General features: G+C 45.2%; 28 protein-coding genes. 8 read left to right on the plus strand and 20 right to left on the minus strand.

The annotated features are described in order from the left end of the window. The first annotated feature begins 247 nt into the window (after window positions 1-247). Window positions 248-676: a hypothetical protein gene (locus GJB59_RS05680; RefSeq protein ID WP_142827951.1), complete on the plus strand. Its 429-nt coding sequence runs from the start codon at window positions 248-250 to the stop codon at window positions 674-676. A gap of 26 nt (window positions 677-702) precedes the next feature. On the opposite strand, the gene GJB59_RS05685 is transcribed toward GJB59_RS05680, so the two are convergent. The 6 genes from GJB59_RS05685 to GJB59_RS05710 form a co-directional block, all read right to left on the minus strand. Then, window positions 703-2,505: a M3 family oligoendopeptidase gene (locus tag GJB59_RS05685; RefSeq protein ID WP_236015449.1), complete on the minus strand. Its 1,803-nt coding sequence runs from the start codon at window positions 2,503-2,505 to the stop codon at window positions 703-705. Between the two features lie 161 nt (window positions 2,506-2,666). Further along, on the minus strand, window positions 2,667-3,230 hold the full coding sequence (locus GJB59_RS05690; protein ID WP_142827949.1) for a DNA-3-methyladenine glycosylase I: 564 nt from the start codon (window positions 3,228-3,230) through the stop codon (window positions 2,667-2,669). 170 nt (window positions 3,231-3,400) lie between these two features. Beyond that, window positions 3,401-4,690: a threonine ammonia-lyase IlvA gene (gene ilvA / locus GJB59_RS05695; protein WP_142827947.1), complete on the minus strand. Its 1,290-nt coding sequence runs from the start codon at window positions 4,688-4,690 to the stop codon at window positions 3,401-3,403. Between the two features lie 347 nt (window positions 4,691-5,037). After that, window positions 5,038-7,464, minus strand: a complete 2,427-nt coding sequence (gene parC, locus GJB59_RS05700) for a DNA topoisomerase IV subunit A (RefSeq protein ID WP_142827945.1) — start codon at window positions 7,462-7,464, stop codon at window positions 5,038-5,040. Further along, entirely contained in the window at window positions 7,461-9,431 is a 1,971-nt protein-coding gene (parE, locus tag GJB59_RS05705) for a DNA topoisomerase IV subunit B (RefSeq protein ID WP_142827943.1), read from the minus strand. Before parE ends, parC begins: the two co-directional genes overlap by 4 nt. 119 nt (window positions 9,432-9,550) lie before the next feature. Further along, a complete protein-coding gene (locus GJB59_RS05710; RefSeq protein WP_185960052.1) occupies window positions 9,551-9,964 on the minus strand; it encodes a CoA-binding protein in 414 nt (137 codons plus the stop codon). A 130-nt stretch (window positions 9,965-10,094) separates the two neighbouring features. Here GJB59_RS05710 and plsY point away from each other — a divergent pair, with 130 nt between their 5' ends. Beyond that, window positions 10,095-10,685, plus strand: coding sequence for a glycerol-3-phosphate 1-O-acyltransferase PlsY (plsY, locus tag GJB59_RS05715; RefSeq protein WP_142827939.1), 591 nt, complete (start codon window positions 10,095-10,097; stop codon window positions 10,683-10,685). A gap of 22 nt (window positions 10,686-10,707) precedes the next feature. Continuing rightward, the gene (locus GJB59_RS05720) at window positions 10,708-10,998 is read left to right on the plus strand and encodes a HesB/YadR/YfhF family protein (protein WP_142827937.1); all 291 of its coding nucleotides are present in this window, start codon (window positions 10,708-10,710) and stop codon (window positions 10,996-10,998) included. Window positions 10,999-11,013: 15 nt separating this feature from the next. Here the strand turns inward: GJB59_RS05720 and GJB59_RS05725 are convergent, their stop codons facing one another. The 4 genes from GJB59_RS05725 to GJB59_RS05740 form a co-directional block, all read right to left on the minus strand. Next, a complete protein-coding gene (locus GJB59_RS05725) occupies window positions 11,014-11,322 on the minus strand; it encodes a hypothetical protein (RefSeq protein ID WP_142827936.1) in 309 nt (102 codons plus the stop codon). After that, window positions 11,306-11,746, minus strand: coding sequence for an acyl-CoA thioesterase (locus GJB59_RS05730; protein WP_142827934.1), 441 nt, complete (start codon window positions 11,744-11,746; stop codon window positions 11,306-11,308). Before GJB59_RS05730 ends, GJB59_RS05725 begins: the two co-directional genes overlap by 17 nt. 97 nt (window positions 11,747-11,843) lie before the next feature. Next, window positions 11,844-14,558 (minus strand): aconitate hydratase AcnA, encoded by a 2,715-nt coding sequence (gene acnA, locus GJB59_RS05735; protein ID WP_142827932.1) that lies wholly within the window; start codon window positions 14,556-14,558, stop codon window positions 11,844-11,846. A 141-nt stretch (window positions 14,559-14,699) separates the two neighbouring features. Further along, window positions 14,700-15,191, minus strand: a complete 492-nt coding sequence (locus tag GJB59_RS05740; protein WP_142827930.1) for a DinB family protein — start codon at window positions 15,189-15,191, stop codon at window positions 14,700-14,702. Between the two features lie 223 nt (window positions 15,192-15,414). On the opposite strand from GJB59_RS05740, the gene GJB59_RS05745 reads away from it, so the two are divergent. The 3 genes from GJB59_RS05745 (at window position 15,415) to GJB59_RS05755 (ending at window position 17,443) form a co-directional block, all read left to right on the plus strand. Then, on the plus strand, window positions 15,415-16,275 hold the full coding sequence (locus tag GJB59_RS05745; protein WP_142827928.1) for a site-specific integrase: 861 nt from the start codon (window positions 15,415-15,417) through the stop codon (window positions 16,273-16,275). 274 nt (window positions 16,276-16,549) lie between these two features. Next, window positions 16,550-17,092 carry a cysteine hydrolase family protein gene (locus tag GJB59_RS05750; RefSeq protein WP_142827926.1) on the plus strand — a complete coding sequence of 181 codons (543 nt, stop codon included), beginning with the start codon at window positions 16,550-16,552 and terminating at the stop codon, window positions 17,090-17,092. Between the two features lie 90 nt (window positions 17,093-17,182). Beyond that, window positions 17,183-17,443: a GlsB/YeaQ/YmgE family stress response membrane protein gene (locus GJB59_RS05755; protein ID WP_142827924.1), complete on the plus strand. Its 261-nt coding sequence runs from the start codon at window positions 17,183-17,185 to the stop codon at window positions 17,441-17,443. 43 nt (window positions 17,444-17,486) lie between these two features. On the opposite strand, the gene GJB59_RS05760 is transcribed toward GJB59_RS05755, so the two are convergent. Beyond that, window positions 17,487-18,125, minus strand: a complete 639-nt coding sequence (locus GJB59_RS05760; protein ID WP_142827922.1) for a lytic transglycosylase domain-containing protein — start codon at window positions 18,123-18,125, stop codon at window positions 17,487-17,489. A gap of 156 nt (window positions 18,126-18,281) precedes the next feature. Between GJB59_RS05760 and mscL the strand changes: the two genes are divergently transcribed. After that, the gene (gene mscL / locus GJB59_RS05765; protein ID WP_142827920.1) at window positions 18,282-18,671 is read left to right on the plus strand and encodes a large conductance mechanosensitive channel protein MscL; all 390 of its coding nucleotides are present in this window, start codon (window positions 18,282-18,284) and stop codon (window positions 18,669-18,671) included. An 8-nt stretch (window positions 18,672-18,679) separates the two neighbouring features. On the opposite strand, the gene GJB59_RS05770 is transcribed toward mscL, so the two are convergent. From GJB59_RS05770 to GJB59_RS05785, 4 genes are all read right to left on the minus strand, one after another. Beyond that, window positions 18,680-19,243 (minus strand): SCO family protein, encoded by a 564-nt coding sequence (locus tag GJB59_RS05770; RefSeq protein WP_142827918.1) that lies wholly within the window; start codon window positions 19,241-19,243, stop codon window positions 18,680-18,682. Window positions 19,244-19,337: 94 nt separating this feature from the next. After that, the gene (locus GJB59_RS05775) at window positions 19,338-19,466 is read right to left on the minus strand and encodes a YvrJ family protein (protein ID WP_142827916.1); all 129 of its coding nucleotides are present in this window, start codon (window positions 19,464-19,466) and stop codon (window positions 19,338-19,340) included. Between the two features lie 86 nt (window positions 19,467-19,552). Further along, complete coding sequence (locus tag GJB59_RS05780) at window positions 19,553-19,768, minus strand: DUF2922 domain-containing protein (protein ID WP_142827914.1); 216 nt, start codon at window positions 19,766-19,768, stop codon at window positions 19,553-19,555. A gap of 23 nt (window positions 19,769-19,791) precedes the next feature. Next, a complete protein-coding gene (locus tag GJB59_RS05785) occupies window positions 19,792-20,010 on the minus strand; it encodes a DUF1659 domain-containing protein (protein ID WP_006831432.1) in 219 nt (72 codons plus the stop codon). Window positions 20,011-20,129: 119 nt separating this feature from the next. Between GJB59_RS05785 and GJB59_RS05790 the strand changes: the two genes are divergently transcribed. Further along, the gene (locus GJB59_RS05790) at window positions 20,130-20,564 is read left to right on the plus strand and encodes a DUF2621 domain-containing protein (RefSeq protein ID WP_142827912.1); all 435 of its coding nucleotides are present in this window, start codon (window positions 20,130-20,132) and stop codon (window positions 20,562-20,564) included. 14 nt (window positions 20,565-20,578) lie between these two features. On the opposite strand, the gene GJB59_RS05795 is transcribed toward GJB59_RS05790, so the two are convergent. From GJB59_RS05795 to GJB59_RS05815, 5 genes are all read right to left on the minus strand, one after another. Continuing rightward, complete coding sequence (locus GJB59_RS05795) at window positions 20,579-21,079, minus strand: CcdC family protein (RefSeq protein ID WP_142827910.1); 501 nt, start codon at window positions 21,077-21,079, stop codon at window positions 20,579-20,581. Then, on the minus strand, window positions 21,072-21,395 hold the full coding sequence (locus GJB59_RS05800; protein ID WP_142827909.1) for a thioredoxin family protein: 324 nt from the start codon (window positions 21,393-21,395) through the stop codon (window positions 21,072-21,074). Before GJB59_RS05800 ends, GJB59_RS05795 begins: the two co-directional genes overlap by 8 nt. Before the next feature lie 24 nt (window positions 21,396-21,419). Further along, window positions 21,420-22,130 carry a cytochrome c biogenesis CcdA family protein gene (locus GJB59_RS05805; protein ID WP_142827907.1) on the minus strand — a complete coding sequence of 237 codons (711 nt, stop codon included), beginning with the start codon at window positions 22,128-22,130 and terminating at the stop codon, window positions 21,420-21,422. 320 nt (window positions 22,131-22,450) lie between these two features. After that, entirely contained in the window at window positions 22,451-24,235 is a 1,785-nt protein-coding gene (locus GJB59_RS05810; protein WP_142827905.1) for an ABC transporter ATP-binding protein, read from the minus strand. Then, window positions 24,235-25,989 (minus strand): ABC transporter transmembrane domain-containing protein, encoded by a 1,755-nt coding sequence (locus tag GJB59_RS05815; RefSeq protein WP_142827904.1) that lies wholly within the window; start codon window positions 25,987-25,989, stop codon window positions 24,235-24,237. The genes GJB59_RS05810 and GJB59_RS05815 overlap by 1 nt, the downstream gene beginning before the upstream one ends. Between the last annotated feature and the right edge of the window lie 231 nt (window positions 25,990-26,220).

Here is a 26,220-nt window from a genome sequence, read left to right on the forward strand (position 1 = left end):
TTCTAATTAAGGATCAACAGCTGGCTAAACTCATTGTACAGATGTCTTTAGACATTTCATAAAATGGTTTTATTTGGATAGAAAAAATCGTATTATTAATTACATAGGTCGCCTTAACCAAATCGTAAAAAAGAAGTATCTCTTATGACTCAGTTTACAGCAGAAACGCGGTAAGCTCTAGTGCAAAAAAACAGGACGGTGAAAAAAGAAAGCATTCCATCCATCTAGAGAAAACGAGGTAGTTGCCATGATTAAATTTTGGGTGATCCAAAGTATTGATTCATTTCCCAGATGGGAAGAAATTTTGGCGGTCGCACTAAGCCTGGCTAATGAATTTAGTGTTGTGTTCCCAAACGGAGATCCTGATCCAGAAAATCCTTTAGTGAACGGCAAACCTGAATTTGAGTCTTTGCCGGATTTAAAAGTGGGGCGCTGGCCAGATATGGAGAACAGCTCGATTTATTTTGGAAGTCTTGACGATGCCATACGCAAGTTGATGATGGAGTTTAACCGCCAAAATCCGGAACAAGACTTCAGCTACCTTTGGCATTACACACTGTACCGAAACGGAATTGAATTGCTGAATGTCCAAGATTTTACTGTTTGTCTGATGGATCTGGATACCGAATTGACCGACAGTCTTGAGAAACTGCAGATAGACTGGCGGGATGATTAGGAGTTTTTCTGTTAGAACAAAATTTATTAGAATTTGATGCCATGCAGATCGGTCAGTTCCAAATACATCTCAATCGCTTTTTTCAACGATTGCTGGGCAGTATCCCAAAATTCCTGGTTTGTAAGATCAACCCCTAAAAAGGATTCTGCCAGTTGTTCGATGGTCATTTTACCTGAATGGCGCAAGAGCCCATCATACTGCTTGGAAAAGTCAGTTTCTTCCCTTTGAGCAAGAGCGTAAATACCGTTGCTGAACAAGTAGCCTATAGTGTACGGAATGTTGTAGAAGGATTTTTCCGCATCATAAAAATGGCTGATGTACATCCATTGATAAGCAGCCAGCTCCTCAATTGAATCTTCATAAAAAACATTTTCAGTTTCAATGAGCAGACCGGAGATTTCTTCCGCGGAAAGCAATCCTTCCCTCCGTTTTTCGTAAAACCGCTGCTCAAACCGGAACATATTGGGCACCGTGACAAGGTATTTAAGGCCCTCAATGATTTTAATTTCAAGCAATGCTAATTTTTCCTCATCGCTATCCGCTTGGCTGATGACAGCATCCAGCATGAGGTTTTCCATGAATGTGGAAGCCGTTTCCGCTAAGCTTGTGCCTTTTTGCTGAGCCAGGGCCTGCTCCTCATGGAGGATGAAATTATGATAGGCATGGCCCAGTTCATGGGCCAGTGTAACAATGTCCTGGTAAGTTTCACGGTAAGTCAGGAAAATACGGCTTTCCTTGGAAAGCGGCATCGATGCACAAAACCCGCCTTCCGCCTTATTTGGCCGGTTTTCTGTTTCAATCCAGCCTTCTTTAAATGCCTTTTCGGCAAAGTTCCCCAGCTTTTCACTGAACTGATGGAACTGTCTGCAGGTCAGACTTTTGGCGTCAGCGTAAACTATTTTATCAGCTGCAGCAAAACTTGGAGATTCTACGTCAAACCAACTGGTTTTTTTATGCTGGTCCACTTTAATTTTTCGTTGGAAATAAGCCTGGTACAGACTCTTGTTGGCATCAATGGAAGCCATCATCGACTCAATGGTTCCCTCCTGAATACGGTTGTGATCCAGCGTTTCTTTCAGGTCATTGTCCCAGCCCCGCTGCTTGTATACATCCAGCCGAAATCCTGCAATCCGGTTCCAAATAGCTGCGAATGCATCAGCTTCTGCAGAACAAACCTTTTCTATAGCCGCCGCCGCAGCCTGGCGATCTTTCTGTGCAGCAGAGTAAACCGCTCTGTGCAGCCCTTCCCCAATTGACACTTTCTTCTTCTCTCCATCGATTTCCAAAGAAATTTTCAATTTAGTCAGCATCAATTCGTGCTGCTGCTCCCACCCCATAATTCCGTTGACAGACAAAGCATTAATTATTTTTTCCAGTTCAACCGGCAGAAGATTTTTGCTTGCTGCTCTTCGCTCCTCCAAATAAAAAGACAGAGGCCGCAAGTCTTCACTGCAAATCCATTTATTCCAAACTTCCTGCGGGATTCCGCCAAGAATTCGGTCCAGCTCACTTTGTGCAGAAGTTAGCTTCGCTTTCACGACGGCACTTTTTTCCATCAATGCAGCTCCTGCCGAATCCGTAACATCCTCGGCGTATACGCAGATTGAATAATCATCGACTTCCTCCCAGCCGCTTAATGCAAATTGGAATTGCGGCAAGATTTCTAATAATAGCGGCAGTTCAGCACGCGCTTGATAAGCTTGGAGATTGCTTTCCAGCTTTTCAAGCGTCTCGGTTAACTCTTCGTACAAACTCATCAACTTACTTGATTGACCTTTTCCCTCGTATAAAGAATCCAAGTTCCAGATTTGCATAGTTGTCTGTTCCAATCCACTACCCCTTTTTGTTTGCGTCATTTTCTTGTTTTGAACTTACTCACCTTCTTTACCTTTATTCTGCATTTATCTGGAAATTCCTTGTGAAAATAAAAAAGAACCGAGAAGAAATAAACGGGCTTCTCTGTTCCTTATTTTTTGAGCACTGGAATGCCTCAATCTTTTGGCGTTCGGTAAACACAGCTTTCGATATGATCATTGACCATCCCGATAGCCTGCATGAACGAGTACGTAGTGACAGGGCCTACAAATTTAAAGCCACGCTTTTTCAAATCTTTGCTCAGTTGGACTGACAACGGAGACTGGGCTGGAATTTCTGCGTCGGTCTTCCAATTGTTGAGGATCGGCTTGCCGTCTGTATAACTCCATAGAAACGCTGCAAAACTGTCCCACTCTTTTAAAATATTCAGTACAGCTTGAGCATTGGTACGGACTGATTGAATCTTAGCGCCATGCTTGATGACCGTGTAATTTTCTTTAACCGCTGCCAGATCCTCATCTGTCAGTTCTGCGCATTGCGAGATATCAAAGTGATTGAAAGCCTCCAAGTAAGCTTCGCGTTTGGATAGTACAATATTCCACGACAAACCAGCCTGTGCGCCTTCAAGGGTCAGCAATTCAAAAATATAGCGATCATCCCAGCTGGGGCGGCACCATTCCTCGTCATGATAGTTTTGCATAAGCAAGTTGCTTTCTGCCCATGAACATCGTTTTTCCATTTGCTCCACCTCGATCCTCTAGATGATTCCACTATACCATTAGATATGTCTCTATAGGTGATGATTCCCAGTTGGCTGTCATGCAAAAAGGCGTTCCCCGTTGTGCTGAAGCACACGAAGAACACCCTTTTTATCTCGGCCAGGCAAAACTGGCCAAACCTGTAGATTCTTTAAATCAATAAATTAAACAATAGGGAATCGTTGTTGATGTCTTTGTATGGAAATCCGTTTTCTGCCATGCGTTTGACGAGCGGTTCATAGTCTTCCCGGCACTTCAGTTCAATGCCGACCAGAACCGGCCCTTCTTCGCGGTTTGTCCGTTTCGTGTATTCAAAATGGGTAATGTCATCGGTTTCGCCCAGCACCTGCTCCATGAATTTGCGGAGTGCACCTGCACGCTGCGGGAACGTAACGATGAAATAATGCTTGAGCCCTTCGTAGATCAGGGATTTTTCCTTGATTTCCTGCATCCGCTCAATATCGTTGTTACCACCGCTGATGACACATACCACGTTTTTGCCTTTGATATCATCCTTATAGAAATCAAGTGCAGCAACGGATAATGCGCCAGCCGGTTCCGCGACAATGGCGTTTTCGTTATACAGCTGCAAGATTGTTGTGCAGACCTTGCCTTCCGGTACCAGTGCAATGTCATCCAATACATCTGAACATATAGCCATCGACAGATCGCCTACTTGCTTGACTGCAGCACCGTCAACAAATGTATCGATTGTATCAAGACGCGTCACCTGGCCATTGGCGAGTGAGGTTTTCATGCCGGCAGCACCTGCTGGTTCGACGCCGATCAGTTTTGTCGATGGGCTGATGCCTTTTAAGTATGAGCCGACGCCCGATGCCAAACCGCCTCCGCCAATTGCACAAAACAGGAAATCGACCGGTTCTTGCATATCATTCAAAATCTCTACTGCAACCGTTCCTTGCCCCGCTATGATTCGGCTGTCATTGAACGGATGAACAAAAACTTTTTCTTCTGCCGTGCAATATTCCATTGCCGAAGCGAAAGAGTCGTCAAAGGTATCTCCTGTCAAAACCACCGACACTTTGTCTCCGCCAAAGCGTTTGACTTGCGACACTTTTTGGCGCGGCGTTGTCAGCGGCATAAAGATTTTCCCTTCAATGCCAAGGGCGAAGCATGAGTAGGCGACGCCTTGTGCGTGGTTGCCGGCACTGGCGCAGACAATTCCTCTGGCGCGTTCAGAAGCACTCAGGCTGCGGACAAAATTATATGCGCCTCGCAATTTAAATGAACGGACGACCTGCTGATCTTCCCGCTTCAAGTAAACATTGCAGCCGTATCGTGCGGACAGCAGCTCGTTTTTTTGCAATGGCGTCTTGATGACGACATCCTTGAGCGCCTGGTTGGCAACCATAATTTCTTCCACCGATACTTTTGAAAATGCGACTTCCCTGTCAAGCTCTGTGATGTTGGTTTTAGTCATAGATGTCACCCTCTTATTTTTATTTATCTCACTACTCTAACACATCAACGCGCTGAATTGGCGACAAAATTGCGACAACTCCATGAAAAGTTTTCGACTTACTTGATTTTAAGAATCCCCATGGTCTAGAACATGCCTGCCGACTTGGCCGTATAGGCACTGATCTTAGATAAATGCTTTTAACAGCTAGAAAAATTATTCCGGATAGATTATTCATTTGAATAAAAAATGACCGGAACTATAGATAATGCATATGAATATATTTAGACGACATTATTCATTCGTGGTATTTTGGATGCAAAAAATTAAGACCCCAACTCTTATTCAAGAGTTGGGGTCTTATGCATTTATTCTTTTTTGTCAAACCGGTAGGCTGCGGTGACTTTTCCGTCAGTTGCTTCATCTGCAATGAATGAACCATTTGAATAACGATCCACATTTTTCAATGAATTGGCCACCAAAGGCATGCGAAGCCCTTTGTCGGTTTCTAAAATAATTTCTTCTTTGCCGGTTGCGCCAATTACTGCAACAACGCGGTGAGGATTCGATTTCAACTCCCGGAGCATGATCACGCCGCGCTTGGCACGGCTGCCGCTTTCAAATTCCTGGAGTTTCATTTTTTTCGCTGCCCCGCGGTGCGTAATCAGAACAAGTTCCTGTTTAATTTCCGGATCGATCATGACAGCGGAAACTGCCTCATCGCCGTCTTTCAAGTTAACGCCTTTGACGCCTCCAGTTCGAAGACCTGTAAGCGGCACTTCATCCATTGGAAAACGGACGCCGTAGGCTTGTTTGGTGCCGATGAACAATTCGGTTTCATTCGTCACCAATGCTGCATAGATCATTGCATCTTCAGATTTCAGATTCATGGTCTTAATGGCGCGTGAATAGCGCTGAATCTGATAATCTTTCAACGCCGAACGTTTGACCTGGCCAAGTTTCGAAACGGTCAGGATGCTGGCATCTGCATCAAAGTTTTCGAACGGGAAGACTGCAAGAACAGATTCATTGGCATCCAATTGCACGATGCTCGATAAATGCTGGCCAAGATCTTTCCATTTGATATCAGGCAGCTCGTTAATCGGCTGGAAAACGAAATTTCCGGCGGTAGTGAAAATCAGAATGGTATGCTGCGTGTTCAAATTGCCTTCGAACAACAGGTAATCCGATTCTTTCATCGCAAAGTCCTTGCCGTTTGAAGCAGCGTGAGAACGTGTACTGGTACGCTTGACATAACCTTCTTTTGTCACCGTCACCACGACTTCTTCACTTGGAATCATGATTTCGCGTGTGATGGTGATTTCTTCGATCTTGTCTTCTATAACCGAACGGCGAGGTTCTGCGAACTGCTTGCGGATGCTGGCCAGTTCTTTTTTGATGACATTTTTCAATTTGGTCGGGCTGGTTAAGATGCCCGTCAATTCAGCGATCAGTTTTTTCAAATCGCTTTCTTCTTTTTGCAAGTCGGTAATGTCGGTATTGGTCAATCGGTAAAGTTGCAGCGACACAATCGCTTCCGACTGGGCTTCTGAGAAATCAAAAGACGAAATCAGGTTATTCTTCGCATCGCGTTTGTCTTTTGAAGAACGGATGGTTTTGATCACTTTGTCCAAAATCGATAAGGCTTTCATCAAACCTTCCACAATGTGCATACGGTCGCTCGCTTTTTGAAGATCAAATTCCGAACGCTTGGTGATGACTTCTTTTTGGTGCTCGATATACGCATCCAGCATCGTTTGCAACGTCATCATCGTCGGACGGCGCTTATAAATAGCGACCATATTGAAATTGTAGCTGACCTGCAGATCAGTATTTTTATAGAGATAGCTCAAAATGCCGAGAGCCTGTACGTCTTTTTTCAGTTCGATGACGATGCGCAATCCGCTTCGATCGGATTCATCCCGCACTTCAGAGATGCCTTCAAGCTTGCGGTCAAAGCGGTGGTCATCGATTTTCTTGATCATGTTGGCTTTGTTGACTTCAAAAGGGATTTCTGTGATGACGATTTGCTCTTTCCCGCCTTTTAGCGGTTCCACTTGGGCTTTTGAACGGACAATGATCTTGCCTTTGCCGGTTTCGTAAGCTTTCTGGATGCCGTCTATCCCCTGGATAATGCCGCCCGTTGGGAAATCTGGCCCTTTTATGACCGTCATCAGCTCGGCAACTGTCGCCTGTGGATTGTCCATGCGCATCAGTACTGCATCAAGCACTTCATGAAGTGCATGCGGAGGAATATCTGTAGCGTAGCCGGCAGAAATACCGGTTGACCCGTTGACGAGAAGGTTAGGGAAACGAGCCGGCAAAACGGTCGGTTCCATGTCGGAATCATCAAAGTTTGGAATAAAATCCACAGTGCGTTTGTCGATGTCGCGAAGCAATTCAGAAGAAATAGCTGACAAACGGGCTTCGGTATAACGCATTGCAGCCGGCGAATCGCCGTCCATCGAACCGTTATTGCCGTGCATTTCAACGAGCATGTGACGGATTTTCCAATCCTGGCTCAAGCGAACCATCGCTTCATAAACCGAACTGTCACCGTGCGGATGATAGTTACCGATCACATTACCGACAGTTTTGGCAGATTTACGGAACGCTTTGTCGTTGGTATTGCCTTCGTGGTACATCGCATATAAAATCCTGCGCTGAACAGGCTTTAACCCATCGCGGGCATCTGGCAGCGCCCGGTCCTGGATAATGTATTTGCTGTAACGGCCAAACCGATCGCCGATCACTTCCTCGAGCGGCAAATCCTGGTATCTTTCGGTTTGTGTCATACGAGTTCCTCCTCAGCGTGAATCAAATCATTTTCAAGAATATTGCTGTCGTCTTCCATTCCGAAATCGACATTATTTTCAATCCAGCGGCGTCTCGGTTCCACTTTATCACCCATCAATGTGGTGATGCCGCGTTCTGCACGCGCACTGTCTTCAATGGTCACGCGAATCAGCGTACGGGTTTCCGGGTTCATGGTTGTTTCCCATAACTGGTCTGCGTTCATCTCACCCAGTCCTTTGTAGCGCTGCAACATATAGCCTTTGCCGACTTTTTTGATGGATGCATCCAAATCTGCTTCGGTCCACGCATAGTCGATCACTTCTTTTTTGCCGATGCCTTTGGATACTTTGTACAGCGGCGGCAATGCGATAAACACTTTGCCGGCTTCGATCAATGGCTTCATGTAACGGAAAAAGAATGTCAGCAGCAGCACCTGGATATGCGCGCCATCAGTATCCGCATCGGTCATGATGATGATTTTGTTGTAGGCGATGTCGTCAATTGAAAAATCGGACGACACGCCTCCGCCAATGGCATGGATAATGGTCGAAATCTCTTCGTTTTTCATAATTTCTTCAAGCTTCGCTTTTTCGGTATTGACGACTTTCCCGCGCAGCGGCAGAATTGCCTGGAAAGTCCGGTCGCGTCCTTGTTTTGCCGAACCGCCGGCCGAGTCTCCCTCAACCAAATACAGTTCGTTTTTAGAGGCATTGCGTGATTGGGCAGGCGTCAATTTACCGGACAGCAACGCATCCGATTTTTTGCGTTTTTTTCCGTTACGCGCATCTTCTCGTGCTTTTCGGGCCGCCAATCGCGCTTGCGATGCCCGGATTGCTTTGCGCACAAGGGACGCGCTGAGGTCTGCGTTTTCTTCCAGGAAGTACATCAACTTCTGCGAAACGACCGAGTCCACGATGCTTCGCGCTTCGCTTGTTCCCAGCTTGCTTTTGGTCTGCCCTTCAAATTGCAGCAGCGCTTCCGGGATGCGGACAGACACGATCGCTGCCAAACCTTCGCGGATGTCGGAGCCTTCCAGGTTTTTGTCTTTGTCTTTCAGCAAGTTGATTTTTCGCGCATAGTCGTTGAACACCCGCGTCATAGCAGCTTTGGCGCCAGTTTCATGCGTTCCGCCGTCACGTGTCCGGACGTTATTGACAAATGACAGGATTGTCTCAGAATAGCCGTCGTTAAACTGGAACGAAAATTCAATTTCCATTTCGTCTTGTTGCCCTTCGATATAAGCCACAGGATGCAGCACGTCTTTTTCTTCATTGAGGTAAGCAACAAAGGCTTCAATTCCCGTTTCGTAATGAAAAACATCCTTGGCTTCTGTACGTTGGTCAAACAGCTCAATTTTCAGTCCTTTTAACAGGAAAGCTGATTCGCGCAGACGCTCTGAAAGAGTTTCGTAATTGTATTTGGAAACGGAAAAAATGGTTTCGTCCGGCAAAAAGTGAAGCAATGTGCCAGTTTCTTTTGTTGAGCCGATTTCTTCCAATGTTGTGACCGGCTTACCGCCGTTTTCAAAGCGCTGGCGGTATTTCTTGCCATCGCGATAAATAGTCACTTCCAGGAATTTGGACAGCGCATTAACAACAGACGCACCGACTCCGTGGAGGCCGCCGCTCGTCTTGTAGCCACCCTGGCCAAATTTTCCGCCGGCATGCAAAACCGTCAAAATTACTTCCGGTGTGGGTTTGCCGCTGCGGTGCATTCCTGTTGGCATGCCGCGTCCGTAATCCCGGACACTGATGCTGTTGTCCTCATGGATGGTAACGGTGATTTTATCCCCGTGTCCTGCAAGCGCTTCATCGACCGAGTTGTCGACAATTTCATAGACTAAATGGTGAAGTCCGCGTGTATCCGTCGAGCCGATATACATTCCTGGCCGCTTTCTGACAGCATCTAAGCCCTCGAGTACCTGGATCGCTTCTTCGTTGTATGCTGTGTTTTGAATTTTAGCCATCTAATTCCCTCCAACGAACATTAGTTCGCATATTGATCTCTCTTTATCGTATTCTATTTCCTTGCCTTCTGTCAAACTTCATAGAAAAAGAGCGCTGGGCGCCCTTTAGCAGTAATGCCTTATTTCAGGATGGCGTGTTCCACTTTGATGCAACGGTCCATTATGACTGTATACCCTGCATCAGCCAACCGATTAAATACGTTCTCATCAACTACATTTAATTGTGTCCAAAATACTGGACAATCGATTTTCACGAACTCATCAGCGATATCCTCTAAAAACTCACTTCGCCGGAAAACGTTCACAATGTCCACTTTTTCTGGTATGTCACTCAAAGAAGCATAACTTTTTTCACCCAGCACGGCATCCGTCTGCGGATTGACCGGGATGATTCGGTATCCGGCACGTTGCATAGCTTCAGATACCATATAGGAAGTACGGCTCGGGTTTGGGCTAAGGCCAACTACAGCTATGGTTTTCGCGTGATCAAGTACGTTTTTAATCTTTTCGCGGCTTGGATTGTTCAAGAAGATCACCTGTCCTTTTTATTCTATCATACACGATTCTGTCCTGCCTGTTGAATAATGTGGCGCCTATTGTCCAAAGAACTTCAGTCATGGTAAACTGAAACTACAAAATAAGGTTGTTTTAAAGGAGTCCATAATGACTATACTGCTTCCCATTCTACTCGCTTACCTGCTTGGCTCGATTCCGTCTGCCTTATGGGTCGGTAAACTATTTTACAACACGGATATCCGTACAAAAGGAAGCGGAAACCTCGGCGCTACCAATACATTCCGGACGCTCGGCAAAAAAGCTGGCATTGCGGTTACTTTGTTAGATATTTTGAAAGGAACAGCTGCAACGCTGATTCCCTTTTACATTGCGACCGATATCCACCCGCTGGTGTTTGGCGTGATCGCGGTTATCGGGCATATTTATCCGGTGTTCGCCAAATTTAAAGGCGGAAAAGCCGTCGCGACTTCGGGCGGCATCCTGCTCGGCTATCAATGGCCCCTGTTCGTCATGGCTGTTGTGGTGCTCTTGATTGCATTGAAGATCACTAAAATGGTATCGTTGTCATCAATCATCTTGTCGGTTGTGGCAATCATTTACACCACTATTTACGCAATTTTCACCGGAGACTACCTGTTCATGATTGTCATTTATATTTTGGCGTTGTTCATCATTTTCCGCCATCGTGCCAACATTGCACGGATCCGAGCAGGTACAGAGCCTAAAATCAACTGGTAATGCCAGTGGAAGGACGTGTGATATGCAGATCAACATCAGTGACGACGCACTCAATTGGTTTAAGAAAGAAATGGAAGTGGCACCAGGTGAAGCTGTTCGCTTTTTTGTCCGCTACGGCGGTTCCAGCAAGCTGCAGCCTGGATTTTCACTTGGTGTGACCAAGGATCAGCCTCACGAAATGGCTGTCCAGTTGGAACAGGACCAAGTCACCTACTTTATTGAACAAAGCGATGTCTGGTATTTTGATGGGCATAATCTTCAGGTCAGCGTCAACGATGACTTGCATGAACTTGATTATTCATACGAAAAATAAAAAAGCATGAGCTATTCATGCTTTTTTATTTTGCAATTTATTCAGTTGCTCCAATTGCCCTTCACGCTGGAGAATTGACCGTTGGCGATCGCCAAACAAATCATAATGCGGATAATTGCCCCGCAAATCCATCCATTCGCGCTGCAATCCGTACTGCCTGCCCCAGGATTCAAGCTTGTCCAAGTCGCAGCAGCCCACTTTTGTGACAGTGCTGCAGCCCGGGAAGCGGTCATCCACCCAGTAATGGGTTAAAAACGAAATCTGTCCTTCAGCGACCTCTTGTTTCCAGCGCTCCAGTTCATTTCGCTTAATTCCGAACGCCATCAGGGACCTGCTTTTTGATTTCTTCGTATTTTTCATGCCATTCCGGATAGATTTTCTTGATGGAGACCGGACGGAACGTATCTTTTTTCACAACAACATGTTCAGAAATCGCGGTTGCGGCAATGGTGCCGTCTTCATGGACGATTTCGTAGCCATATTTGGTCCGAAGGCGCCCATGCTCTTCCACCCATGTCCGGACAAAAGCTTTTTGCCCGTACCGGAGAACTGCTTTATATTGAATGGAAATATCGGTTACAGGAGACAAATAACCATCCTTTTCCATGCCTGCATAGGTAAAGCCCAAGTCTTCAATCAACTTGGTGCGTCCAATTTCCAGCCAAATGATGTAGTTGGCATGATAAACGACACCCATCTGATCAGTTTCCGCGTAACGGATTTCAATTTCTTTTTCACTTATGTACATGTCCATTTCACCTCTTTACCAGTATACAAGAAATTCCTCCTTTATATAACAGAAAAGGCTGCCGGGAAATTTCCCGGCAGCCTTTTTCTTATCGTTCTTATACTTCTAGCAACTTGTTGCGGAGCACCATTTGCAGGATGCCTCCATGGCGGAAATAATCCACTTCCACTTCGGAATCGAAACGTGCCAATACTTTGAACTCAGTTACTTTACCGTCTTCAGCAGTAGCTGTAACTGTCAGGACGTCGCGTGGCTTCACGTCATCAGACAAGTTGACGCTGATGGTTTCGTGTCCAGTCAATCCAAGTGAATCTGCGCTTTCGCCGTTAACAAACTGCAATGGCAGAACGCCCATCATTACAAGGTTTGAACGGTGAATACGCTCATAGCTTTCAGCGATGACTGTTTTGATGCCAAGAAGGAATGTCCCTTTAGCTGCCCAGTCACGTGAAGAGCCCATGCCGTAATCTTTACCAGTCAAGACCACAAGTCCTGTGCCCTGTTCCTGATACTTCATGGCTGCGTCGTAAATTGCCATTGTTTCGCCCGTTGGCCAGTAAGTTGTGTAACCGCCAGTTGTTCCTGGAGCTACTTGGTTACGGATACGAATGTTGGCGAATGTTCCGCGCATCATGACTTCGTGGTTACCACGGCGAGATCCGTAAGAGTTAAAGTTACGTGGCTCGACGCCGTTTGCACGAAGGTATAGGCCTGCTGGCGTATCTTTGCCGATGGCACCAGCTGGTGAAATGTGGTCAGTCGTGATAGAATCTGCGAATTTCGCAACTACACGAAGGCCAGATAATGGTTGGATCGGAGCCGGTTCTTTTGAAAGACCTTCAAAGAACGGCGGGTTTTGAATATAAGTCGATGACGCATCAAACTCATACAATGAATCGTCGTTTGTTTCAATTGCATTCCAAGCTTCGTTCTCATTGAATACATGCTCGTACTCTTTACGGAACAATTCTGGAGTAACCGTGTCTTTAACCACTTTTTTGATTTCTTCAGTTGATGGCCAGATGTCTTTAAAGAATACATCTTTGCCTTCTTTGTCTGTGCCGATCGGTTCAACTGCAAAGTCGATATCCACTGTTCCAGCAAGTGCATAAGCAACAACCAGCATTGGAGATGCCAAATAGTTTGCTTTTACAAGCGGATGGATGCGCCCTTCGAAGTTACGGTTACCTGACAATACAGATGAAACCAGCAAATCGTTGTCCAAAATCGCTTCTTCAATTTCAGGAAGCAATGGACCTGAGTTACCGATACATGTAGTACAGCCGTAGCCGACCAAGTTAAAGCCGATTTGGTTCATGTAGTCCAACAAGCCGGAATCGTTCAAATAGCCTGTAACAACTTTTGAACCTGGAGCCAATGAAGTTTTCACGTAAGCAGGTGGAGTCAATCCTTTTTCAACTGCTTTTTTCGCTACTAGTCCAGCACCAAGCATTACGTATGGGTTAGAAGTGTTTGTACAAGATGTAATGGCTGCAATCGCAAGTGCGCCAGTCTTCATTTCAGCAGTTTTGCCGTTTTTGAAGTTGACTGTTGCTGTTTTCGCGATTTCAGCTGCATCAAGTGCAAAACCGTGTGGTCCTTCTTCGCCTGTAACTGCTTTGTTGAACTCAGGTTTCATTTGAGACAAAGGAATCAAATCTTGTGGACGTTTCGGTCCAGCAAGGTTTGGCTCAATCTCAGAAAGATCGATTTCCACAAGGTCCGTGTAGATCGGATCTTCGTTTTCAACTTTGAAGAACATGTCGTTCTCCTGCAAATACTTTTTCGTTACAGCGATTTGATCTGCATCACGTGCAGTCAAACGCATATAGTCAAGCGCTTCTTCGTCAACTGGGAAGAATCCGCAAGTTGCGCCGTATTCTGGAGCCATGTTGGCAATTGTTGCACGGTCAGCAAGCGGCAATGTTGTAACGCCAGGTCCGAAGAACTCAACAAATTTGCCAACTACGCCTTTTTTACGCAAAGTTTGAGTGACTTTCAACGCCAAATCAGTCGCAGTAGCGCCGTTTGGAAGTTCGCCAGTCATTTTAACGCCGATAACTTCCGGAATTGGGAAGTAAGAAGGCTGTCCAAGCATGCCGGCTTCAGCTTCAATACCGCCAACGCCCCATCCAAGAACACCGATTCCGTTGATCATTGTCGTATGGGAATCTGTTCCGACCAATGTATCAGGGAAAGTTTCGAATGTGCCATCAGCATTTTCAACTGCATGGACAACGTTTGCCAAATACTCAAGGTTAACTTGGTGAACGATACCTGTTGCTGGTGGAACTGCACGGTAGTTGTCATAAGCTTTTTGAGCCCAGCTAAGGAACTGGTAACGCTCCGCATTGCGGTCAAACTCAAGCTCCATATTGATGCGAAGTGCATCTTCCGTGCCGTAGTTATCAACCTGTACCGAGTGGTCAATGACAAGGTCCACTGGAATTTCAGGGTTGATCTTGTTCGGGTCTCCACCCATTTTAGCCATTGCTGAACGAAGTGCAGCCAAATCAACGACTACTGGTACGCCGGTGAAATCCTGAAGGATAACACGTGAAGGCTTGAATGGAACTTCTGCTTCTTTGTTGGCATCTTTGCCCCATTTTGCTAATTCTTCAACGTGCTCGTCTTTGATGACATATCCGTCATGCTGACGCAATACAGATTCCAATAGAACTTTTACTGAATAAGGAAGGCGTGATACTTTAGCGATCCCTGCTTCTTCTAATGCAGCTAAACGATAGTAGTTGTACGTTTTGCCATTTAGCTCAAAAGAAGTGCGGCTGTTGTGCAAACTGCTCTTTGCCATGTGAGTGTTCCTCCTTTGAATCTTCTGAAAAGGCTCGTGACAGCGCTTTTCTCCTCTTTCATCATACCGAAAGCAGGAGCATAAGTAAATTACATTAAAATTATATAATGTGATAAGTTTTACGAATGACTATAATAGAAATCAATCGAGTTTGCTTAAGGTTTTTTCCAATTGCTTGAAATGCCTTTTCTCATGAAGGCCGACAAACGGGAACCATTGGACGAGCGGAACTTTACCGAATACCGGATGGGGCATCGATTTTTGTTTGAGCTGTTCAGGCGTTGCCTTGCCATATGCTTCGTACAGCAGATTGTGTGAAGCATTCAAGCGTTTTTTCATTTCTTCGAGCGTGACAAATTCGTCTGTCGGAATCACGTGCTTTGGCGCATCCACTTTGAATGACCGGCTGACAGTCAGCGCAATCGGCTTTTTCAGCGCTTTTTCGCTCTTTTCTTTCTCTAGCTCACGAGAGACGCCTTTCGCAATTGTTTTCTCCATTAATTGCAGATGGTCCAAAATCTGAATGGCCGACCATTCTTCTTCAGATGGCTTTTGGTTTAATTTTTCATCAGTCATCCCCTCCACTGCTTGAAGAATCTGGTTTCTGATTTTTGCATTGTCTTCTTTAAACATAATGGGTTCCACCTTCATTTCATCTGTTTGCCTATCCTTATTAACATACCCTAATCTGCATGAATTATATACATTGGGCCGGATCTGTTTTTCTTCGGCGGTTCCACAGCAGTATAAATCCAAAGTGGCTGGCTGAACCCGCTCTCCATAAGGGAAAACACGTTCTATTTTCTTGAATGAATGGTATAATGGTAGGAAATCCCTTAAGAAGAGGTGACGTATAATGCCTTATGGTTATGAGAAATTTCGGCTCGACAATGGCATTAGCCCTAACACCGTTGTCCATGAAGTCCAATTGATCCGCTCGCTCTTCGCTTTTCTTAGACATACGTATAAAAAACCGGTGGAGCCGCATGATATCCGGCCTTCCGACATCCAGCAGTTTCTGATGGACCAGCACGCATCCGGCATTAAAGACAGCACCCTCAACCGAAAACTGATTTACATCAGAAGATGGTTTGACTATATGTGGCAGATTGGGCGCATTCCAAACGATTTCATGCCCAAGTTTAAATTCAGTGAAAAACTGGACTTGACGCCATCCGATATTTACTTGGATTATGAAGACTTGCTGGCAAAGAAAGACGCTGTGCTTGAAGCCGACCAATTATCTTTGAATGCTAAAATTCTCTACATTCTATACCTGCGCGGACTTCGCTTGCGTGATATGGCGACGATTGACATAGACAATTTTGATGACCGCGGAGGTAAATTGAAGTTGGCTGTTGAAAAGAAGGATGGCTACCAGTGCATCCTCGAATTTACGGACAAGGAGATTCCTGTCATGCTGGATGGCATTGAGCGGGCAGTATTCCGAGGCACGCCTTATTTACTGTCATCTAAAGTGAAAAATGAGTACACCATGTTTCAAATGGGCTCACTCTCCGACTATACGGAGGCGCTTTCCTCTTTTGTCGGCATGCCGATGCGCTCGGGTGATATTCGTTTTGCCTATGTATATTATCTTTACTCAGTTGAACATAAAAACCTGGAGGAGATCCAGGAAATATTGGGTGTTTCGCTCGACTCTGCATCGCGGATCCTCAAAGATTCCCTGGTCCGCCTAAAACGGGGCACACATTAAAACAGCCCATCCCATGAAGTTGGGATAGGCTGTTTTTTTGTTTCCGGTCATAGTAAGAAACCGAAATCCAAAGCAAAATTTAAAATGAGCAAAGTATGAATAGCAACAAAAATCATCGCCTGCCGGTCAAGCTTCTCAACGTTTTCGTATTGCATCAGGACCACCCCTTCTCCTTTAATAGTCTGATTATACTGAAAACTAAAGACTCTGGCAAGCTTTGTTTCTTTTGAATTCATTTAGTTTATAATCAAGGAAAAGGATTGGAGTGGAAGGGATGAAAAAAGCATTGCTGTTAGTCGATTACACGGTGGATTTTGTAGCAGATGACGGGGCTTTGACCTGCGGGAAACCTGGACAAGCGATTGAAGATGAGATATGCAGACTGACGGAGGAATTTCTAACTGAGAGAGCGCTGGTGGTTATGCCGGTGGATTTGCACGACAAGACCAATGCATTTCACCCGGAAGCAAAACTTTTTCCGCCTCATAACATAAAAGGAACTGCTGGGCGAGAGCTATACGGACGTCTGGCAGATGTTTATAAAGCAAATGCAGACCGCATCATCTGGATGGACAAAACAAGATACAGCGCATTTGCCGGAACCAACCTGGAATTGCTGCTGCAAGAGCGCAATATAGAAGAAATCCATCTTGTTGGGGTCTGTACAGACATTTGCATACTGCACACGGCAGTAGATGCCTATAACAAAGGATATAAAATTTTTGTCCACGAAAAAGGCGTCGCGAGCTTTGATCAGGCAGGGCATGAATGGGCTTTGCGCCACTTCTCTACAACCTTGGGCGCACAAATTTTATAATTTTTTTATCTGTTTATGTTTCAAATGTCCTGAATCCGGTTATACCTAGAGTGTAGCAATTATACATCACTTTAAAAGGAGCTGGAAAAAATGGGATTTATTTTATTTCTTATTATGGGCGGTATCATCGGATGGATCGCTGGAATGATTTTAGGTAAAGACGTACCAGGCGGTATTATCGGTAACATTATCGCAGGTATCATTGGTGCTTGGTTAGGTGGATTAATTCTTGGAGATCTAGGTCCAGTTATTTGGGACGTAGCAATCATCCCAGCATTAATTGGTGCTTTGATCTTTGTATTCGTTCTTAGCCTGATCATGGGTTCTATGCGCAAAAACCGCAGAGCTTAATAAAAAGAAGAGTGGACAATTGTCCACTCTCTTTTTTTTTCGTTTAATTGTATTCTTCTTCGTACATCCTGTAGTAGTGAAGCACATCTGCGACATATTCTTCGCTGTGGTTGTATTGGAAAATCGCGTTTTCCAGATCGCCTTCCGCTGCCCCATTCTGCGACAAATAATTTGCTGCACTGTGGAGAGAATCCGTTAAATTGTAAGGATCCGCAATGCCATCCCCGTTGCCGTCAACTCCATATCCCCCGTAGTAGGCAATCACGTCAAGGTTTGTTTTGTCTTCTTCACTGATTTCGCCTTGTCCTTTTCCAGAACAGGTAGGATGGCTCCACCCGACAAATGTGCAAGGCATAAACTGAAGATGCCCTTCTGCCCCGACCGGAGACAGCAAAGGATCCATTGTCGAAAACCTGGTCTCAATCCGGTGGTGTGCGGCAAGCAAGGTCCATGGAATGCTGTAGACCTCCGCTGCTTCTTTATACAACGGTATGTTTTCTTCTGGAACTTCCATTTCAATTATATGGTTTGGCGCTTCCTTTAGAGTATTCATCATTGACGCCGAATTGACGAGCATATACAAAAGGGCACCGAGAGTTGCAGCTACTATTGCTGCCGGCACCAAAAGAATGAGGCAGCCTAATTGACGCTTATATTTTTTGGGTATTTTCTTTTTTTTCATATTCCACACCTAATCCTTTATTTGTTTCAGTGTAGCATATCTTCCCTTCGATTGCCGTTTCTCCGCGGATCCGCTGCTTTGTAAAATTTGGCAGATATCTATATTATTCAAACTGTTTCTGATAAAATTAAGTTTTAAAAGCGGGAGGTGAAATTTATGTGGGAAGATTTTAAGAAGTTTGCCTTGAAAGGCAACGTCATCGACCTTGCCGTGGCAGTCGTCATTGGAGCAGCTTTCGGCAAAGTGGTAACCTCCTTAGTGCAAGACATCATTATGCCCCTAGTTGGAATATTAGTCGGCGGAGTCAGTGTCGAGAATTGGAGCTATACTTTCAATGATGTGGTTCTGAATTACGGACTATTTATCCAATCAATCATCGACTTTTTCATCATTGCCTTCTCGATCTTCATGGTTATCCGCATTTTCACCAAACTAAAACGCAAAAAAGATGTGCCGGCTGCAGAAGAACCGGAAGTATTGGACAAAACTCAGGAAATCCTGCTGGAAATCAGAGATCTTTTGGGCAAAGAAAAAACCGGTTTATGACCGGTTTTTTACTTTTCTTCAATTAATTCACGCAAGTCGTTCTTAATGTCTTCCACTGGCACATTTTCAAAGCCGTCGTAATTATTGACAACAACACCGTCCTGGTCCACCAGATAGAAAGCGGTACCGTGAATAACCTGATTGCTTTCAGGATCGTCGCGCACAAAGGAATTGAAATTATCTTTCGCAAACTCCGATATTTCCGATTGTTCGTACCCTGTAAGCAAATGCCACTTTGTTTCATCCGGAACCGAGTATTGCGCTAAATATTCCTGCATGGTTTCCGGTGTATCGACCCCTGGATCCACACTGAACGCTACAATTTTGTAATCGTCCAAACCTTCAGCTTCCAGCTCTTCCTGGATTCCGCTTAAGTTAAAAGTCATCGGCGGACAAACCGTTTCGCAGTTGGTAAAAACAAAAGTCGCCAGCCATGGCGTCCCTTTCAAATCTTCTAAAGATACCGGTTCCCCACGGTGATCGGTATAAGAAAAATCCTCAATTGCAGAACTGCCGCATGCCCCTAAAAATAGGACAAGACTCAGTAATACTGACAAATAAATAAATCGCATGAGATTGCCTCCACTCTTTCATCCTTCTAATCATAGCGAAAGTGTAGAAACTGCACAATACATGTCGAACCGCCATTGTCACGAATTTGTGAAGTCAGGACAGCTTCAACGTCAGCAATGCGTCATGAATGGCGACCAACTTGGTTTCCACACGATGCATCAAATAAAAAGAAACAAAGATAGGAAAACCAAGTTCTTGAATCCATTGCATCCACTCTGCCATAGTTTTTACCTCCTGTTCTATAAAAGTGTAATTGCCGCTAAATTTTGCTAGTAAAAAAGCTCTCCCGAATCAGGAGAGCTTCTTGCTTATACTTCGTACTCCACAATATTCCGTTCGACAATGCGGGCGCCTTTCACCGTACCAAACGGCGAACCTTCCACTTCGAAAACATCGTGCGCGATAATGGCCTGCATTCCTGCCAGCAATTCCGCATCTGTGACAGTGTCACGCGGTTCATCCACAGTCAAGGTGACATCTTTTCCTGCAGTGGTCGTAAAAATCAATTCCAATGTTTTAGCCATTCTTTATTTCCCCCTTATTCTTTTTATTGATAGATCGTCATTGCGGATTGTTTTTCAACATCCATTAATGTCTTTGTTCCGAAATTCGTCAATACAGCTGCTGTTTCAAAGATTCCATCTGCAGCTGCTGCTTCTTTGACGTTGTGATACGATTTGAACTTTCTTTTCACTTTGCCGTTGGCATCCAAGCCATTGTCGTACGTGCAGCGGATGCTGGCGTTCTTAAAATCACTAAAGGCCATGTTTATCACCTCCTTTCATTCGCTATATAGACACAGATGGAAAAAAGAGATACATTTTTAATGAATTCTTTTTCAAACCCTTCTATAATAGAAGTAATGGAAAAATGAGGTGAAACAATATGGAACTGAGTGGCTGGTTTTTATGGTTTATCCTATTCTGGGTAGTTGTACTGGTGGGGCTTTTCGCAATTGGCGGATATTTCATGTTCAGAAAGTTCCTAAAGTCTATGCCGAAGGAAGATGGCCTTTCAGATTTGAACTGGGAAGAATATTACGTTGATAAAACCATCCATTTATGGGGCGATGAAGAAAAGGCAATGTTGAATGAATTGGTGCAGCCTGTTCCTGATTTATTCCGTCCGGTGGCAAAACAAAAAATCGCCGGCAGAATCGGACAGGTTATGCTGGAAGAAAAGGTCAAAAAGATGAAGCTGGAACACATCATCCGCGGCTATATTTTGGCGACACCGAAACGCGATCATAAGTTCCTGAGAAAAAAACTGGCAGAGATGGAGATTGATGTCCGGCCGTACGAACAGTATTTTGAACAGTAAAAAGCGCCATTCCCTTAAGTGGGAATAGCGCTTTTATCTTTTGCAGCAATTTTTTTATATTGCCACAGCATAGAAAGCCGCCATGGCCAAAGCATTCCAAATGCCAAAATCCAGAACATGCCTGCCAGTTCACCGATATCGATGCTTGAACTCAAGACCACTTTGCCAAGAACTCGCACCAACAATAGGCCGAACAAGATAAAGACAAATGCTTTCGATTGCTTTAAATAAATATCGCCATCACGGACTTCAAATCTGGAAGTCCAGATCAAGACTGTTGAAAACAGGATGCCGACAGCCAGCGCTTCGAAAATCTGCAAAGGCGCTACACGGAAAAACGGGAAAATGAACATCAAGGCGCCAGTCGACATAAAAAACGGCGGTAAAATGATCTTCTTGACCGAGGCCGGTTTCTTGGCTGATTTGGTGCGGACAAACATCGCCAGCAACCCCATTGCAAACGCACCGATGGTTGAAACGATCAAATAAACTTCAGCAGGGATTTGATCAAACATTTAAATTCCCCTCCAGCTCATCCAATCTGCGGCGCAATTCTTCAATCGGTACAAATCGGGCAAAACGGTGTACTTCTTTGCCTTGCCGAAACAGCAGGACAACCGGAGCTGTGAAAAGCATTAACTGACCCGCTAATTCCGGTATTCGTGCTGCATTCGCTAAGTAAAATGGCAGCTTATAGTCCTTTTCAAAAGCTTCGACCTGGGGACGCAAACCTTCACAGACTGAGCAATTATCCGTTTTCACAAAAAGCAGAAAAGACTGCTCTTGACCAATTTTTGATTGGTATTCTTCCATCTTTAGAATGGTTTCCATCTTTGTCACCTGCTTCAAGTCAATTTAAAATCCTTGGAAATCTCCAAAGAATGGGCTAAGGATACGAATCAAATACGTTAGGCCATCAAAAAACAACAGGATGCCGACTCCAATCATAACATAGCCGCCTACCTTCATGATTTTTTGATTATGTTTGCGCAGCCAGCCCATGCGTGCCACAAAGAATGACAAGACAAAAAACGGAATAGCAAAACCGAGTACGTATGCCAGCATATACCAAATACCCGACCCTGGATTGGCCGCTGCCAATGCATAAATCGCTGCAGTGATCGGACCCGTGCATGGCGTCCATCCTGCTGCAAAAGCCAAGCCGATAACAAATGTCCCCAAAAAGCCGGAAGGACGGTTTTTAAACGAAAACTTGCGGTCCTGCATAAGAAACTTCGGAGTAAAGACACCGACAATCATTAAGCCGAACAAGACGATAAAGATGGCGCCTACTTGGCGGATCAATTCATCATAGCGGATAAACCATTCGTAGAAGAATGATGTACTGAAACCGAGTGCAATGAAAATAGTTGAAAATCCCAATAGGAAAAACAAGGTGTGGAACATGCCCCGCCGTTGCATAACTTTTTTGTCGTTTTTAATTTCATCCATCGTCATGCCTGTTATATAAGATAAAAATGCGGGATACAAAGGCAGTGTACACGGTGAAATAAAACTTAGAAAGCCAGCTCCAAAGGCCAAAAATAAATTAATATCTGATGCCACTGGTAATTCTCCTTCCTGTACTCTCCTCATCTTACCAAATTTCCACTCGAAACACTGCCATTGCGCATGTGAAATCTTTGTGGACAATTGGCTCACAAATTAGCGTTGTTTTCATTCCACACATGTAGAGCGCAATCAGTGATTCTAAATTTTAATTTAGTGTGTGTATTTTTTCGTTGTTGACGTTTTTTGATCTTATTGGTAAAACCTTTTGTAGTTTGTTACATAGTAAATAATAACAAGCATTTAATGACTCTGATGCACCGCGAAACATGAATTAGTGTTATAAAAAAAAGAGCAACCTAAGCTGCTCTTCCGTTTTACTCGACTATACCGTTTTGCAGCAAATACATTTTATGGTATAAGCCGCGCTGTTGAAGCAATTGCTGATGTGTCCCCCGTTCTACAATTTCTCCTTGATACAGAACCAAAATCAGTTCAGCTTCTTGAATAGTGCTGAGCCGATGTGCAATTGCGATTGTTGTCCGTCCTAGCCGCATGCGTTCAAGACTTGTTTGTATCGCTACTTCTGTTTCGGTATCGATGTTGGCCGTTGCTTCATCAAGCACCAGAATCTTCGGATCAGTCGCCATTGTGCGTGCAAAAGCCACCAGTTGACGCTGCCCGCTTGAAAAAGTGGATCCCCGCTCCGTCACTTTATGGCTATAGCCATCCGGCAATGTTTCGATGAAATGGTTTGCCTGCACAAATTCGGCTGCTGTTTGGACAGCTTCTTTGTTAATGGTTTGATCAAAAAGTCGAATATTGCTTTCGATTGTGCCGTAAAACAGGAACGGATCCTGCAGCACGAGCCCCATCTTTCTCCGGAGTTCAGCTGCTTCATAGTCTTTAACTGAAACACCGTCAATCAAAATTTCTCCTTTGTTGAATTCATAGAAACGCATCAACAAATTGATAATGGAACTTTTGCCGCTTCCCGTATGGCCAACCAATGCGACCGTCTGCCCTGGCCAAGCTGTAAAAGAAATATTTTTCAGTACATCTGCCTGGCCATCATAAGAAAAGCTGACATTGCGGAATTCAATTTTACCTTCCGTAATTTCTGCCGCATACCCCATTTGACGGGGTGTTTTTTCCTGTTCATCCAGCAGCTGAAAAACACGGGACGCAGCCACAATCGCTTGCTGAAAGATCGACAAACGCTGCATCACTTGATTGATCGGTTCGAAAAAGCGGTCGATATAGGTGACAAATGCATAGATGACTCCAACTTCCACCGTATTCGAAAATGACGTGACACCGAAATAGCTCAACAGCATGATCAAGGCAAGAGCATATACAAGATCAATAGCCGGACGCAGCAGCAGGCCATCGATTTTGATATTGCGTTTGCCCGCCTGCCAGTGCTTGTCGTTGATCCTATTAAATTCGTCCTTGAGGCGCGTTTCCTGGCCAAAAGCCTGGATCATGCCCATGCCCTGTACCGATTCGGACAGCTTGGCATTTAATTGCCCCAGACGTTCCCGCAGATCCTGGTAGAACACCGAGCTGTATTTACGGTACAAATAAATGATCCAGCCGAGAATCGGCAGCAGCATTAATGTGATGAGCGCCAAGCGGACGTTGAGGAAAAACATAGCGATGTAGACGCCGACAATCAAGAACGCACTTTGGATAAAGCCGATTAGAACAGTCACAAACATTTCCTTGATGGCTTCGGTATCGTTGGTGACGCGCGACACGATGCCGCCGGCAGGAGTTTGGTCAAAATAGCGCATGCCCAGCCCCTGCACTTTCGTGAAAACGTCAATCCTCAGCTGCTGGATGATTTTCAATGCCGCTTCCTGAAACTTCAGCAGCTGAAAATAGCTGATGATGACATTGGACGTTTGGATAAACAGGTAAGCAATTGCCAATCCTACGATTGGACCGGTTGGAAAACTTCCGGGCGTCAAATAGTCATCGATAAAAATTTTGATGAGCAAAGGTCCGAGTACATCGCCCAGCACAGTCAAAATCAGCAGGCCCATCGCCAGTGCCAGCATCTTTTTATGCGGTGCCAAATATTTCAGCAAACGCTTGAAGACGATCCACTGGTCCTTTCCAGTCAATTCCTTTTGTTTTACCGTTTCTTTGGCCAGCACTATGCCTCACCTCCCTGTTCGACGAGCGCTTCCAATTGCTGAAGCTCGTACATTTCATAATAGCGCCCTTTTTTCCTCATCAACTCTTCATGTGAACCGATTTCGGCAACAGTGCCACCGTCCATTACCAGGATTTGATGGGCATGCTGAATAGCGCTCAACCGGTGAGAGGTAATGATGGTGGTTTTTCCCGTGCGGGTTTTTTTCAATGCTTTTAAAATGGCTTCTTCTGTTTTGGCATCTACAGCAGATAAGGAATCATCCAAAATCAGCAATTCAGGCTTTGTCATGAGTGCCCGCGCAATGGAAATACGCTGCTTTTGCCCACCTGACAACGATACACCGCGTTCTCCGACCATCGTGGCATAACCGTCTGTAAAGTTCAGGATGTCTTCATGGATATGGGCAAGTGCAGCCGCTTCCTGAACACTCTGCAAGCTGGCATCTGGACGTGCAAAGGCAATATTTCCCGCTATGCTGGTAGAAAACAAGAAATGGTCTTGGGGAACATAGCCGATTGCCTGCCTCAACCGCTGCTTTTTAAAGCTGTCGATTGAGTTGCCGCCAAACAAGATCGAACCTTCGTAATTATCAAATTCACGCAGCAGCAAACGAAGGATGACGGATTTTCCGGAACCTGTCTTGCCGGCTATCCCCAGCGTTTCGCCGCGCTTCACAGTAAAATGGACATTTTTCAATGCCGTTCGTTGATCTCCGGTAAATTGGAAACGATCGAGCGATACGGTCAAATCACCTGTCGGATCCTCGTCAATGGCATCTTTACGGTCATCAATATCGATCGGTTCTGCCAGCAGCAAGCGGATGCGGTCATACGAAGCACGTCCGCGTTCCACGATATTGAACAGCCAGCCGAACGCCAGCATCGGCCAAACCAACAGGCCAAGATAGGCAGTAAAAGCAACCAAATCACCGATAGTCATGTCCCCATTCACAACGAAATAAGACCCGAAGCTGATGGTCAGAAAATAGCAGACGCCGATGATTGCAGAAATCGTTGGATCAAACAGGGAGTCGACGCGCGCTACCCGGATGTTTTCAGCCACCACCCGTTCTGACATTTTGGTGAAATCCTCAATATCCTGCTGCTCCTGGCCAAAAGTCTTGATGACTTTCATTCCGGAAATGCTTTCCTGCGTTTTGTCGTTCAATCCTGAAAATGCTTCCTGTGCCCCGTGAAAGCGCTGGTGCATCAGTTTTCCGTAATAATTGGTCATGTATGCCATCAGCGGCATCGGCAAAAGCACAATCAAAGTCAACTTCCAATCGATGGTGATCGCCATCGCCGCAATGACAAAGCCTCCTGTCGCTATCGAATCCACAAGCGTCAGGACACCCGCCCCTGCTGTTTGTTGAACCGCCTGCAAATCATTGGTGGCATGGGCCATCAAATCACCGACACGCCGCTTCTGGTAAAAAGCGGGAGACATTTGTGTGAAGTGCTGAAACAGCCGCTCACGCAGATTTCGCGCCAACAGGATAGACGATCCAAAAATCAGCAGCCGCCATGCATACCTGAGCACATACATTGCCAAAGCTGCCGCTGCCAAAATTCCAAGCCACTGGAGCAGATATTCCGGCGTCAAGGTGTCCTGGCTGATGCGGTCGACCACAAACCCAATAATCCTCGGAGGCAACACACCGAGAAATGCGACAATCAGCAGCAGGAAAATCCCCAATAAGTATTGCTCTTTCCGTTCCTTAAAAAACCAGCCCAACTCCCAAAATACACGCATTGCCTTTGCTCCTTGCTGTTTTAAGTTTTTATTGTTCTGTCTTTGTGCTCTGTGGCGATGCGGAGCAGCTTTACTTTTTCCAGCCGCTTTGGACGGTTAGGCATAACAAGCGCCTAGACGCAGCGCAGTTAAAAAGCTATTAAATATGAAAAGCCTACCGAACAAAGTTTCTCTTTATTTTAGCAAAACCTGCCAACTATTGGAAAGAGAATATTTCGATTTGTAAAATAA

Source organism: Planococcus soli (assembly GCF_016881065.1).
GTDB lineage: Bacteria > Bacillota > Bacilli > Bacillales_A > Planococcaceae > Planococcus > Planococcus soli.

What these genes read in the sequence shown, in the direction of transcription:
- GJB59_RS05800 (WP_142827909.1), bottom strand. Translation starts at nt 21,395, where the DNA reads ATGGAAACCATTCTAAAGATGGAAGAATACCAATCAAAAATTGGTCAA.
- ilvA (WP_142827947.1), bottom strand. Translation starts at nt 4,690, where the DNA reads ATGACTAAAACCAACATCACAGAGCTTGACAGGGAAGTCGCATTTTCA.
- mscL (WP_142827920.1), top strand. Translation starts at nt 18,282, where the DNA reads ATGTGGGAAGATTTTAAGAAGTTTGCCTTGAAAGGCAACGTCATCGAC.
- GJB59_RS05750 (WP_142827926.1), top strand. Translation starts at nt 16,550, where the DNA reads ATGAAAAAAGCATTGCTGTTAGTCGATTACACGGTGGATTTTGTAGCA.
- GJB59_RS05815 (WP_142827904.1), bottom strand. Translation starts at nt 25,989, where the DNA reads ATGCGTGTATTTTGGGAGTTGGGCTGGTTTTTTAAGGAACGGAAAGAG.
- parE (WP_142827943.1), bottom strand. Translation starts at nt 9,431, where the DNA reads ATGGCTAAAATTCAAAACACAGCATACAACGAAGAAGCGATCCAGGTA.
- parC (WP_142827945.1), bottom strand. Translation starts at nt 7,464, where the DNA reads ATGACACAAACCGAAAGATACCAGGATTTGCCGCTCGAGGAAGTGATC.
- GJB59_RS05725 (WP_142827936.1), bottom strand. Translation starts at nt 11,322, where the DNA reads ATGGCGTTCGGAATTAAGCGAAATGAACTGGAGCGCTGGAAACAAGAG.
- GJB59_RS05680 (WP_142827951.1), top strand. Translation starts at nt 248, where the DNA reads ATGATTAAATTTTGGGTGATCCAAAGTATTGATTCATTTCCCAGATGG.
- GJB59_RS05720 (WP_142827937.1), top strand. Translation starts at nt 10,708, where the DNA reads ATGCAGATCAACATCAGTGACGACGCACTCAATTGGTTTAAGAAAGAA.
- GJB59_RS05795 (WP_142827910.1), bottom strand. Translation starts at nt 21,079, where the DNA reads ATGTTTGATCAAATCCCTGCTGAAGTTTATTTGATCGTTTCAACCATC.
- GJB59_RS05780 (WP_142827914.1), bottom strand. Translation starts at nt 19,768, where the DNA reads ATGGCTAAAACATTGGAATTGATTTTTACGACCACTGCAGGAAAAGAT.
- GJB59_RS05770 (WP_142827918.1), bottom strand. Translation starts at nt 19,243, where the DNA reads ATGCGATTTATTTATTTGTCAGTATTACTGAGTCTTGTCCTATTTTTA.
- GJB59_RS05755 (WP_142827924.1), top strand. Translation starts at nt 17,183, where the DNA reads ATGGGATTTATTTTATTTCTTATTATGGGCGGTATCATCGGATGGATC.
- GJB59_RS05785 (WP_006831432.1), bottom strand. Translation starts at nt 20,010, where the DNA reads ATGGCCTTTAGTGATTTTAAGAACGCCAGCATCCGCTGCACGTACGAC.
- GJB59_RS05690 (WP_142827949.1), bottom strand. Translation starts at nt 3,230, where the DNA reads ATGGAAAAACGATGTTCATGGGCAGAAAGCAACTTGCTTATGCAAAAC.
- GJB59_RS05745 (WP_142827928.1), top strand. Translation starts at nt 15,415, where the DNA reads ATGCCTTATGGTTATGAGAAATTTCGGCTCGACAATGGCATTAGCCCT.
- GJB59_RS05790 (WP_142827912.1), top strand. Translation starts at nt 20,130, where the DNA reads ATGGAACTGAGTGGCTGGTTTTTATGGTTTATCCTATTCTGGGTAGTT.
- plsY (WP_142827939.1), top strand. Translation starts at nt 10,095, where the DNA reads ATGACTATACTGCTTCCCATTCTACTCGCTTACCTGCTTGGCTCGATT.
- GJB59_RS05760 (WP_142827922.1), bottom strand. Translation starts at nt 18,125, where the DNA reads ATGAAAAAAAAGAAAATACCCAAAAAATATAAGCGTCAATTAGGCTGC.
- GJB59_RS05740 (WP_142827930.1), bottom strand. Translation starts at nt 15,191, where the DNA reads ATGTTTAAAGAAGACAATGCAAAAATCAGAAACCAGATTCTTCAAGCA.
- GJB59_RS05730 (WP_142827934.1), bottom strand. Translation starts at nt 11,746, where the DNA reads ATGTACATAAGTGAAAAAGAAATTGAAATCCGTTACGCGGAAACTGAT.
- acnA (WP_142827932.1), bottom strand. Translation starts at nt 14,558, where the DNA reads ATGGCAAAGAGCAGTTTGCACAACAGCCGCACTTCTTTTGAGCTAAAT.
- GJB59_RS05775 (WP_142827916.1), bottom strand. Translation starts at nt 19,466, where the DNA reads ATGGCAGAGTGGATGCAATGGATTCAAGAACTTGGTTTTCCTATCTTT.